Here is a 10,711-nt window from a genome sequence, read left to right as displayed (position 1 = left end):
AGAGGGCATCTGCCCGCCTACAACACGGCCAACAACCACCCCACCTTCAGCGGATCCAGGTTCAACGCAGGCATGGTGGCCTTCACTGCAGCTCGGGGGCCTATTCCAGGTGGTAGCGGCGGAGCCGCTGGTAGAGCGTGCCCCGGGAGATGCCGAGGCGGGCCGCCGCCTCGGACTTGTTGCCCCCGCACTCGGCGAGTGTGTCGGTGATGACCCGAACCTCGGCCTGCTCCAGCGGGCCGAGGTTGCCCGTGCCGCCGGGATCGAACTGGCCACCGCTCTGGACGGACCCGCGCGTGAGCACGAGCACCACACCGTCTTCGAGCCGGCCGGGAGTGACCGGGTACAGGCGTGCGCGCAGGCCGTCGGCCAGTGCGAGTTCGCTCGCGGACGGACCCGCTTCCAGCACCGCCGCCCACAACGTCGGCCGGTCAAGCCCCAGTTCGGCGGCGTCGTCCTCGACGATCATCGTCTGGCGGTCGAGCGTGACGACCGGACCGGCCGATGCCGACCGCATTGACAGGTGCGCGTCGAGCATCCGCCGCTGACGAGCGGTCGCGGCCTCGTGCAGGGCGGTGGTGACCCCGTCGACCAGCGCCCGGACGGCGACCAGCAGCAGGTGGTTGGCGTTAGGGCACTAGGAGGTCGTGAACAGAATGATCTCGGTCTGTGATTCGATGCAAGCGGTTGGACGATCGCCATGCGCTGTGCGGCATCCCCGTGCTGTGCACGGGGATGCCGTGGGAGTTCCTGCCGCGGACGCAGATGTTGGAACACGCCGGGCTGGATGAGCCGCTGTAGCGGTTCGCGGCGGCCGACGAGTGAAGCTGGGCTCAACGCCGCCGCTTCCGCCCCTTCCCCCGCGCATTCCGAGATGCCCGAGATGTCCCGGCAAGTGGATGGACGGTCGCGAGCCCAGGCCGCCGCGCGGCGAACAGCTCGCGTAGCTCCTCCAGCCCGGTCTCGTCCGGATGACCGGACGCCGAAAGGGCCGCCATCAAGCCGCGCGCCTCGTCCGGCGGGCTCTCGGCCAGCGCGTCGGCAACGGCGTCGGGCCCGCCGGCCTCCAGCAGGTGGATGAGCTGCTCGGCCATGCCGCGCAGGCCTTCCTCCTCGCCGAGCTCTTCCATCGCTAGTTCGCCGTCCTCGACCAGCAGGTGCGTCGCGATCGGGCCCAGATGCCGGTCTGAGCGCAGGTTCCGCAGGAGCGCGCATCGGTCGGGGACGGTGTGGGACAGCATGTCGAGCATCGCGGTTGCGCGCGTGCGGAACGGACAGCCGCGGATCGCGTCGAGCAGTTGCGGCAGTCCGCGGTCCCGGCCACCGTGGGCGGCCAGCCATCCGGCGACCTCGTCCGCTGCCGTCTCCGGGCTGTAGTGCTCGGAGAGCATGCCCAGCATGGGCCCGGGTTCGGCGCCGGCCAGCTCACCGACCAGCGGCGCGTGCCGGCCCTCTTCGACCAGCCGGGCGCGCACCGCCCGGGTGGCGAGTGGCGTGAGCGACACCAGTTCCATCGGGCCGGCGCCCGGCCGCAGTGCGGCCCGCAGCCGATCGAGCATGTCCGGCGGGAACGGCGCGACCTGGTCGGGTGCCACGCCCTGGTCGAAGCCCAGATCGGCGCGGAAAACCGGATCCGGCTCCGCGGTGGTCAGCTCCACCGCGCCGAAGTCGGCAAGCGTGGCCAACAGCCGGCGCAGGTCGGTCCCGACCCCCTTTCGCCACACCGTCTCGGACGCCGCATCGAGGTCATCCGGGTCGAAGGCTTCGTTCAAGGACAGCCAGACACCTGCCTCGAGCCGGACGACCGGCATCGGTTCGGGTAGCCCGTAGAGGGTGTTGAGCAGGTCGGCCAGCACCTCGTCGATGAGGACGCTGAGCAGAGTGGTGTGCTCGGGCGGCCAATGACCTCCTTGCGTGACGAGCTCGGGTGAGGGCAGTTCGCCGAACGCGGCCGTCCACAACGCAAGGCTGTCGCCAAGCAGCCGAGCGTTCTTGGCCACCCTCACCAGCTTGCCTCTCACCACCCGGACGACGCGGATCCTCTTGGCCAGCCCGACCAGAGAGGACAGGACGGGCAGGTCGGCGCTGCTCTGGGTTCGATAGACCCGGTCCCCGATCCGCGGATCGAACCGGTCGCCGGTGTCCAGCAGCGTCACCAGCTCGCGGGCATCGGCGAGCTTCAGGTTGCCGCTCGGGGTCAGCGCTCGACCCTCGCCGACCCATTCGACCAGCCCCCGCAACCGGGCGACGACCGGGGTCCGCTCGGCGGCTGCCGCGAGCTCCGCGTCCGGCGGAAGGGACACCGGCAGCTGGACCACCGCGCGTTCGGGCCGGCCACCGCCATCGAGGACATGTCGCGCGGCGATCTCAGCGAGAACGCCGTCGTCGTAGTCGACCCGGCCCATGCGGGCGTCGTCGAGGAACCCGGCCATGGCGGCACCGTCGGCGAGATCCGCCCCCCGTCGGAGGGCGTTCATCGCCCAGAACTTGGCCACGCCGAAGTTGCGTTCGTCGGCCATGGCGGCGGGGAACTCGTTGCCGGCCTTCGTGATGGCCGCGTCGAGATGGTCCTGCGGATCACCGGTGGGATCGGCCAGCCCGGTCGCGTGCAGGTAACGAACGAGCAGGCGCAAGTCCTCGGGTATGTGGGCCACGTCCCGCGCGTTGGCCGACAGGGTGCGCGGCGTGTGCGACAGCAGGAACTCCTCGACCAAGCCGGTGGTCCAGTACCCCAACCGCCCGTCGATGCTGTTGTGCCGGAAGTTCAGCATCGTGTCCAGCGCCATCGGATCGAGTTCCCGGCCCTGTCGCTTCGCCCAGACCATGCAGCGCCGGATCAAGAGGGCTTTGGCCGACTCGAACGCGTCGGTGTCCTCGGGCTCGAAGTAGGTGCGCATTGCCACCCTCACGGTCCTTGCTGTTCGAGGAGTTGCCCAGGGTAGTGCAGACGTGAGGACTGCTGAAACGCGGCCTTGTCACCTGTCCACCGCGCGGGCGGCCGGACAAGGTCGTCTCCGGCACTCGCTTCGAATGCATGGGCTCGCCGCCGAAGTCATGGGATGATCGGCGACAGACGGGCATACGCGTCAGCGATCGGTTCGGCTCCCGACCTGAACCGGCCTCGGCTCTGGTGTTCGACTCCGCCCGCATCGACCCGCGCCCTGCGCGTCACGCCGATGAGCGCCCCGAGACCGCTCCGGCTCATTCCGCAGCTCCGGATGTGACGTCCCGGCTTCTCCTGCCCTCGCCGAACGCAGCCTCACGACCAGCCACGCCGACCGAGGCGGGACCGGACGGATTCCGCCGCCGCGCAAGAGAATGGAGTGAAACCCTTGAGTACCAACCGAATGACCAACGGCGCCGAGCGCGCGATCATCGAGAACATGCTCGATCGCAACCGCGAAGCCCTGATCGAGACCGCACGCGGCCTCTCGGAAGCCGACGCCCGCCGCCGACTCGTCGCGTCGCTGACGACACCGATCTCCTTGATCAAACATGCCGCGGCCGCCGAACGGATCTGGTTTCAACGATTCTGGGCGGGCCTCGCCGAATCCGAATGCGACGGATACTCGAACCGAGACGAGGGCACCTTCGCCGTCGCAGACGACGAGCTCTTGGCCGACGTCATCGCGGAGTTCGAGCGGGCAAGCGAGCGATCACGGGCGATCGCCGCCCGCTTCGACCTCGACGACACCAAGGAGAACCCCCGCGAGGGAACCGTCAGCATGCGATGGACTCTCCTCGCCATGAGCGAAGAGTTCGCCCGGCACGCGGGCCACGGTGACATCCTGCGCGAACAGATCGATCAGCCCGTAACCGGACGGCCAGAGCCGTCAGTAGCTGCCGCAACGACGAAGCCCCACCGGCGATGACCACCGTTGGGGGTCTGACCCGGGAAAGCGGGCGGTGCGGATACCCGCGCGACCTCCGGGTAGCAGGGAGTAAGGCGGGCTTAAGCCGGTTGTGGGTGGATCGGAGGGCTGAGTTCGCCTGTTGACGAGGAGCCCGCAGTGACCGCCACACCCGGTGACACCGAGGCCGAGTCGCCCGCCGAGCCGGACAGCCGGCGCTGGGTGGTGCTGGTGTTGATGGGGCTCGCGTTGTGTGTGGTGGTGTTGAACAACTCCGCGCTCAACGTGGCGATTCCGGCGTTGATGCGCGACCTCCGCGCGGACCTGCCCGCCGTGCAGTGGATCGTGGACGGCTACTCGATCGTGTTCGCAGGACTGCTCATGGCGGCCGGTGTGTGGTCGGACCGATGGGGTCGCAAGCGGTTGACACTCGGCGGGCTCGTCGTGTTCGCGGGCGCGTCGATGCTCGCCGCACTCGCGCGGGAGCCCTGGCAGCTCATCGTCCTGCGGGGACTGCTGGGTGCCGCCGCCGCTTTCGTCATGCCGGGGACGCTGTCGATCCTGCTGCATGTCTTCGACCGCAAGGAGCGGGCCATGGCGATCGCCGTGTGGAGCGGCATCGCGGCGCTCGGCGTCGCGCTCGGGCCGATCCTGGGCGGCCTGGTGGTCGACGAGTTCGGCTGGGCCGCGGTGTTCCTGCTCAACGTGCCGATGGTCGCGGTGATCGTGTTGACGGGCGTGTTCTTCGTGCGTGAGTCGGCCGACCCGGCCTCGCGGCCGACCGACGCGGTCGGGGCCGTGCTGTCGGTGCTGGCAGTCGGTGGCCTGGTCTTCACGGTGATCGAGTTCGGCGCGTCCGGGCGGCTCGACGCGCTGGTGATCACGGGCGCGGTCGCCACGGTTCTGGCCGGGGTGGCGTTCGTGCGCAGGCTGCGCACGGCGAAGTACCCGCTCATGGAGCTGTCCCTGTTGGCCGACAGGCGATTCGGCGGGGCGGCGATCGGGAACATGTTGTTGTTCTTCGGTCTCGCTGGCGCGCTGTTCGTGCTGACCCAACGACTTCAGGTGCAGCTCGAGATGAGTCCGTTCTCGGCAGGTCTGGCCGTGGGGCCGGTCGCGGTGAGCGTGCTCGTCGGCACGGCGTTATCCCCGAGTCTTGGCAGGCTGGTCGGCGTCCGCGCGACGGTCGGGGCGGGCATGATGCTGTCCGCGCTCGGCATCGGCGGGCTCGGCCTTGCCCACAGCTATCCCGTCATCGTGGTCGCGCTGGTCGCCGCCGGTTTCGGCTTCGGTATCGCCACCCCGGTGGCCACCAGTGTCCTGGTGTCGAGCCTGTCCGATGACCGGGCCAGCTCCGGCTCCGCGGTCAACGACACCATGCAGGAACTCGGCTGGGCGCTCGGCGTCGCGGTGGTGGGGGCGCTGCTCAACCGGGTGTTCCAGGCCGGCGGCGGAGCGGAGACCTTGCAGCAGGCCGTCGACCTCGCCGTCGCCGCTCCGGACGGGGCAGCGATGGTCGCCCAGGCGAACGCCGCATTCGATCACGCGGCGGTCGTCTCCCTCGCTGTCGCCGGCGGCGTCAGTGCCGCGGGGGCCGTGCTTGCCGCCCGGCTGCTGCCCGCCCGTCTCCAAGGCGCGCCCTAAGAGCCGCATCAGACTCCCCGGGCACGCTGGGCAACGCATGCCGCCGCATGGCAGGGAACGAGCAGAGGAGCAGCACATGCAGTGGGACGACATCTACGTGGCGGGACTGGGTGCGTACCTTCCGCCGGCGGCGTCGGCGGAGGACGCCATCGCCGCCGGGGAGTACGACGCCGAGGAACTCGAGGCCAACGGCATCACGTCCGTGCTGGTCGAGCCCAAGCTGGCCGCGCCGGAGATGGCGGTGCTGGCCGCGCGGGACGCGATCACGCATTCGGCTGTCGACGTCGGCGACATCCGCCTGGTCTTCCACTCCAGTCTTTGGTACCAGGGTGTCGACATGTGGCCCGCCGCTTCGTACGTGGCGCGCTTCGCCGTGGGTGACTCGGTGGTCGCCTTCGACGTGCAGCAGCAGTGCAACGCCGCGGTCGGCGCGATGGACCTGGCCGCGTCGCGGCTGCTGTTCGAGCGCGGCCGGGGAATGGCGGGCGGCGCGGCGTTGCTGACCACCGGCGACCGCTTCGCCATGCCCGGTGTCGACCGCTGGCGTACCGAGCGCGGCCTGCCCTACGGCGACGGCGGCACCGCGATGCTGCTGTCCACCGAGAGCGGCTTCGCCCGGCTGCTGTCCACCTACACCGTGTCGGACAACGGCCTGGAGCAGGTGCTGCGCGGCGAGAAGTTCCACGACACCTATCAGCCGGGTCCGCTGGACATCACCAGCCGGATCGCCTACCACTTCGCCAACAACGGCGGCATGCGCGCCTCGACCGTGCGGCTGGCCGAGGCGGTCAAGGCGTCCGTCGCGGGCGCGCTGGCCGAGGCCAAGACCGAGTTCGGCGATCTGGGCGGCGTCGTCATCCCCGCCGCGGGCCGGGCGAAGCTGGACTGGCAGCTCAGCCAGCTCGTCGGTATCCACGAGGAGCAGACCTCGTGGACCTTCGCTCGCACACACGGACATCTCGGTGCCGGCGACCAGTTCGCCGGCCTGCGCCACCTGCTGCTGGAGGGTGTGGTCAAGCCGGGTGACCGGGTGCTGATGGTCGGCGGCGGCGCGGGCCTGACAGCGACCAGCGCCGTGTTCGAGATTCTCGGCGGCATGCCCGCGGCGACCGAGCGGACGTGGCCTCGGTGACGCTGTACGTCCCGTCCCGGACCGGCGGGGCCGCGATCCTCGACGACGCCGCGGGCCGCGCTCCGCAGGCCCCCGCCGTCCGCGACGCGGTGGGGGCGTGGACCTATGCCGAACTGCGCGCCGCCGCGCGTGCGGTCGCGAGGTCGCTGATCGAAGCGGGCGTGCGCAAGGGCGACCGGGTCGCGCTGTGCTCGCGCAACCGCCGCGAGCTGTCCGCGGTGGTGTTCGGCGTGCTGCGTGCGGGCGCGGTGCTGGTGCCGCTGAGCCCGCACCTGCCGCCCGCCGCGCTGTGCGCCGTCGTGGCCGACGCCGAGCCCGCCGCGCTGGTCGCCCCCGCCGACGGAAGGCCCGAGGTGCCGTGCCAGGTCCTGTCCATAGAGGACATAGTGACCGGGGAGGGCGAGGACGACCCGGTCGCCGTCGAACCGGACGACACCGCGATGCTGATCTACACGTCTGGCAGCACCTCGGCGCCCAAGGGGGTCGTCTGCCCGCACTCCGCGGTCGAGTTCGCCGCACGTGCGATCCATGCCCGATTGTCCTATCGGGACACCGACGTGGTGCTGGTCGGATCGCCCATGTCGTTCGACTACGGCCTCTATCAGGTGCTGCTGTCGGCGCTGGCCGGCGCCGAGCTGGTCCTCGCCGACGCCGACGACCCGATCGGCATGCTCAAACTCATGCGCGCCGTGCGCGCGACCGTGCTGCCGACCGTGCCGTCGACCGCTCGGATGCTGGCCAGGCTGGCCCGGCGCGGTGATGCCCCCGATCACGTGCGGATGTTCACGAACACCGGGGCGGCGCTGACCACGGCCGACATCGACGAGCTCCGCGCGGTGTTCCCCCGCGCGGCCATCGTCTCGATGTACGGCATCACCGAGTGCAAGCGGGTCACCATCGCCGCGCCCGATGTCGACCGGCGCAAGCCCGGCTCGGTCGGCACCGCGCTGCCCGGCACCGAGGTCCGCATCCTCGGCGAGGACGGCGAGCCGGTCCCGGTCGGCACGGTCGGAGAGATCGTGGTGCTGGGGCCCCACGTGATGGCCGGCTACCGGGGCGATCCGGAACTGACCGCGCAGCGTTACGACATCGACCCGGCGACCGGCTCGCGCAGGCTGCGCACCGGTGACTACGGCCACCTCGACGACGACGGCCACCTGTATTTCCACGGCCGCCGCGACGACCAGTTCAAACGCAGGGGCGTACGGGCCAGCCTGATCGAGATCGAGTCGGCCGCCGCGCGGGTCGACGGGGTCACCGCGAGTGCCGCGTTGCCCCCGGAGGACGACCACGACCTCGAGATCGTCGTCGTCTCCGAGCGCGACGGCGACGCCGTGCTCGCCGACCTCGCCGGCCTGCTGGAGCCCGCGAAGGTTCCGGCCTTCTGCCACGTCGTCGGCGTCCTTCCCTTGACCGCCAACGGAAAGACCGACAAGAAGCGGCTGCGCGAGCTGGTGCGGCCCGGCAGCGGGAGTGTCCAGTGACCGTGTTCGACGCAGGCCGCGCGGCCGAGTTGATCGCCGCGTACGGCAGTCCCATGTACGTCTACGACCTCGATCGGGTACGGGAGGCGAGGGCCGACCTCGTCGCCGCCGTGCCCGAGGGCGCGCAGTTGCTGTATTCGCTCAAGGCCAACCCGCACCCGGACCTGGTCGGCGAACTGCTCGCCGGGGGCTGCCACGCCGAGGTCTCCTCGACCGGCGAGCTGAGCACCGCTCTGGCCGCAGGCGCCGTGCCGGCCGAGGTGTTCTACACCGGCCCGGGCAAGACCGCCGAGGAACTGGAGATCGCGGTTCGCGCCGGGGTCGGGACGTTCAGCTGCGAGTCCCTTGTGGACCTGCAGCGGGTGGCGGCGGCGGCCCGCGAGTGCGACCGTGAGGTCGACGTCGTGCTGCGGGTCAACGGCGCTGAGGCGCCCGGCGGCGCGGGCATGCGGATGACCGGCGAGGCGTCGCAGTTCGGTACCGACGTCGAGATCCTGATGGGCCGGCGTGCCGAGCTGGCCGGTGTGAGGGGCGTGCGGCTCGCCGGCTTCCACTTCTTCCCGCTGACCAACGTCTACGACGAACAGAGCTTGCTCGACGAGATGACCGGCAGCGTCCGCACCGCCGCCGCGCTGGCCGGCGAGCTCGGCATCGAGGTCCGGGTGCTCGATCTCGGCGGCGGATTCGCGTGTCCGTTCGCCAAGGAGGGCGAGCGCCCTCGGTACCCAGGGCTGCGCGCGCCGTTGACCGCGGCCCTCGACGAGCACTTTCCTCGCTGGCGCGCCACGACCAGGGTGCTCTTCGAGAGCGGACGGCACCTGGTCGGCGACAGCGGCGTGCTGTTGTGCACGGTGTCCGACGTCAAGGACAGCCGCGGGACCCGGTTCGCGGTGCTCGACACCGGGATCAACCACCTGGGCGGGTTGTCGGGCATCGGCCGGCTGCTGCCCCTGGCCGCTGCCGTGCTGCCTGTCGGCTCCGGCGACGCGGAGGAGACCGCGCCGGGGAAGATCCGGTTGGTCGGGCCGCTGTGCACACCCGCCGACACCCTGGGCCGCGGCGCGGCCGACGTGTCGGCGCACGTGCGGGTCGGGCAGATCCTCGCCATTCCGAACGTCGGCGCCTACGGCCCGACCGCCAGCCTGATCGGCTTCCTTGGCCGGCCGGCCGCGGCGGAGATCGTGGTCAGCGACGGCGACGTCGTCACCGCCAGCAGGCTCGTCCTCGTGCGCGAGCCGGTCGCGCCACACACCACCTCCCGTCAGGAGAACACGATGGAAACCACCCCGTGGGATGCCCGTTACCCGAAGGTGCTGGCCGAGGTGCTTCCCCGTCTCGGCTCGTCGGTCGGCCCCGACGACAACCTCCGCGCGGCGGGTCTGGACTCGCTGGCGCTGGTGGACCTGCTGGTGCGCCTGGAGGAGGCGTACGACGTCACCATCCCCGACGACGACCTGGACCCGGAGGCCTTCGCGACGCCCGCGAGCCTGTGGCAGGTGGTGGAGGCCGCCCTCGCGCGCACGCGGTAGGGCCGGGAGCGCGAGCCGCGCTCGGCGAGGACGGGTGGGCGCCCGCACACCGTTGTGCGTGGCGCCTGGCTCAGGAGGCGGCGACGTCGGCCATGTGGCGGTCGAGGGCCGGATCGGCGCTGAGGACGGCCTGGTGCAACTGCTGGATCGGCCGGCACGGCTCGACACCCAGTTCCTCGCGCAGGCGCGTGCGCAACTGCACGAAGCAGTTCAGCGCGTCCGCCTGGCGTTCCGAGCGGTAGAACGCCAGCATGAGCTGCCGGTAGAACGTCTCCCGCAGCGGGTAGTCGTGCACCAGCCGGATCAGCTCGGCGATCACCGACCGATGCCTGCCCAGCAGCAGGTCGATCTCCAGCCGCAGCTCCAGTGCCGCGACGTACTCCTCGTCCAGGCAGGTGGCGAACACGCCGAGCATCGTGCCGTCGGTCAGGCCCGCGAGCGCGGGCCCCCGCCACAGGTCGAGGGCGCGGCGGACCGTGTCGGCCGCGTCGGCGAGCTGTCCCCTGTCCTGCAACGATCTGGCCCGGCCCATCAACGACTCGAACTCGTGCTGGTCGAAGCCAGCGCCTTCGAGACGCAGGAGATAGCCGGGCCCGTCGGTGATGATCGTCGCCTGGCGATCACCCCCGACGTTCTCGAAGAGCCCGTTGCGCAACTGGGCCATGTAGACATGCAACGCTCCCCGCGCCTTCGCGGGCGGCTGGTCGCCCCAGATCTCGGCGATCAGGCTCTCGGTGGACACGACCTCGTTGACCCTGGACAGCAACGAGGCGAGCAGGATCCTTTTCTTACTCGCGCTCGGTAACAGTGAACGTCCAGCTCCGTTGGCACAGTCCAGCACGGACAGCGGACCAAGGACCTCGAAGCGCACGCGGAACCCCCTAGGCTCTTCACTTGGTGTTGGCAATTGATCCTTACACGCGTTCGTGGCCCGATGAATGAACATTGGAAAGTTTCGATTGTTGTCACAGTGCTTTCCATCAGGGTTCGTGAACGTTGCTCTGAATGGCCGATCACGTGACATTCTCACGTGAATGTCGATCTTGTGGGGTGGGAATTCACCTTCCTGCT

General features: G+C 70.4%; 8 protein-coding genes. 5 read left to right on the top strand and 3 right to left on the bottom strand.

The window, feature by feature from the left end; all coding sequences use genetic code 11:
* Positions 1 to 100: 100 nt before the first annotated feature.
* Positions 101 to 517, bottom strand: a complete 417-nt coding sequence (locus FCN18_RS35260) for a helix-turn-helix domain-containing protein (RefSeq protein WP_206078064.1) — start codon at positions 515 to 517, stop codon at positions 101 to 103.
* Between the two features lie 316 nt (positions 518 to 833).
* Positions 834 to 2,897 carry a hypothetical protein gene (locus FCN18_RS35255; RefSeq protein WP_137097254.1) on the bottom strand — a complete coding sequence of 688 codons (2,064 nt, stop codon included), beginning with the start codon at positions 2,895 to 2,897 and terminating at the stop codon, positions 834 to 836.
* A gap of 450 nt (positions 2,898 to 3,347) precedes the next feature.
* On the opposite strand from FCN18_RS35255, the gene FCN18_RS35250 reads away from it, so the two are divergent.
* The 5 genes from FCN18_RS35250 (at position 3,348) to FCN18_RS35230 (ending at position 9,640) form a co-directional block, all read left to right on the top strand.
* Positions 3,348 to 3,872 carry a DinB family protein gene (locus FCN18_RS35250; protein WP_206078063.1) on the top strand — a complete coding sequence of 175 codons (525 nt, stop codon included), beginning with the start codon at positions 3,348 to 3,350 and terminating at the stop codon, positions 3,870 to 3,872.
* Between the two features lie 138 nt (positions 3,873 to 4,010).
* Positions 4,011 to 5,495 carry an MFS transporter gene (locus FCN18_RS35245; protein WP_137097246.1) on the top strand — a complete coding sequence of 495 codons (1,485 nt, stop codon included), beginning with the start codon at positions 4,011 to 4,013 and terminating at the stop codon, positions 5,493 to 5,495.
* Between the two features lie 76 nt (positions 5,496 to 5,571).
* Positions 5,572 to 6,627 carry a ketoacyl-ACP synthase III family protein gene (locus tag FCN18_RS35240; RefSeq protein ID WP_158303253.1) on the top strand — a complete coding sequence of 352 codons (1,056 nt, stop codon included), beginning with the start codon at positions 5,572 to 5,574 and terminating at the stop codon, positions 6,625 to 6,627.
* On the top strand, positions 6,624 to 8,111 hold the full coding sequence (locus tag FCN18_RS35235; RefSeq protein WP_206078062.1) for a class I adenylate-forming enzyme family protein: 1,488 nt from the start codon (positions 6,624 to 6,626) through the stop codon (positions 8,109 to 8,111). The genes FCN18_RS35240 and FCN18_RS35235 overlap by 4 nt, the downstream gene beginning before the upstream one ends.
* Positions 8,108 to 9,640 (top strand): phosphopantetheine-binding protein, encoded by a 1,533-nt coding sequence (locus FCN18_RS35230; RefSeq protein WP_206078061.1) that lies wholly within the window; start codon positions 8,108 to 8,110, stop codon positions 9,638 to 9,640. The genes FCN18_RS35235 and FCN18_RS35230 overlap by 4 nt, the downstream gene beginning before the upstream one ends.
* A gap of 70 nt (positions 9,641 to 9,710) precedes the next feature.
* On the opposite strand, the gene FCN18_RS35225 is transcribed toward FCN18_RS35230, so the two are convergent.
* On the bottom strand, positions 9,711 to 10,586 hold the full coding sequence (locus FCN18_RS35225) for an AfsR/SARP family transcriptional regulator (protein WP_228714282.1): 876 nt from the start codon (positions 10,584 to 10,586) through the stop codon (positions 9,711 to 9,713).
* Positions 10,587 to 10,711 lie beyond the last annotated feature (125 nt).

It is taken from the genome of Prauserella endophytica (assembly GCF_005146945.1).
GTDB lineage: Bacteria > Actinomycetota > Actinomycetes > Mycobacteriales > Pseudonocardiaceae > Prauserella_A > Prauserella_A endophytica.
Note: the sequence above shows the minus strand (reverse complement) of the source record. Positions and strands in the feature narration are given on the sequence as shown.

Coding starts and splice junctions, on each gene's coding strand:
- FCN18_RS35225 (WP_228714282.1), bottom strand. CDS start 10,586: ATGTTCATTCATCGGGCCACGAACGCGTGTAAGGATCAATTGCCAACA.
- FCN18_RS35260 (WP_206078064.1), bottom strand. CDS start 517: ATGCGGTCGGCATCGGCCGGTCCGGTCGTCACGCTCGACCGCCAGACG.
- FCN18_RS35250 (WP_206078063.1), top strand. CDS start 3,348: ATGACCAACGGCGCCGAGCGCGCGATCATCGAGAACATGCTCGATCGC.
- FCN18_RS35255 (WP_137097254.1), bottom strand. CDS start 2,897: ATGCGCACCTACTTCGAGCCCGAGGACACCGACGCGTTCGAGTCGGCC.
- FCN18_RS35240 (WP_158303253.1), top strand. CDS start 5,572: ATGCAGTGGGACGACATCTACGTGGCGGGACTGGGTGCGTACCTTCCG.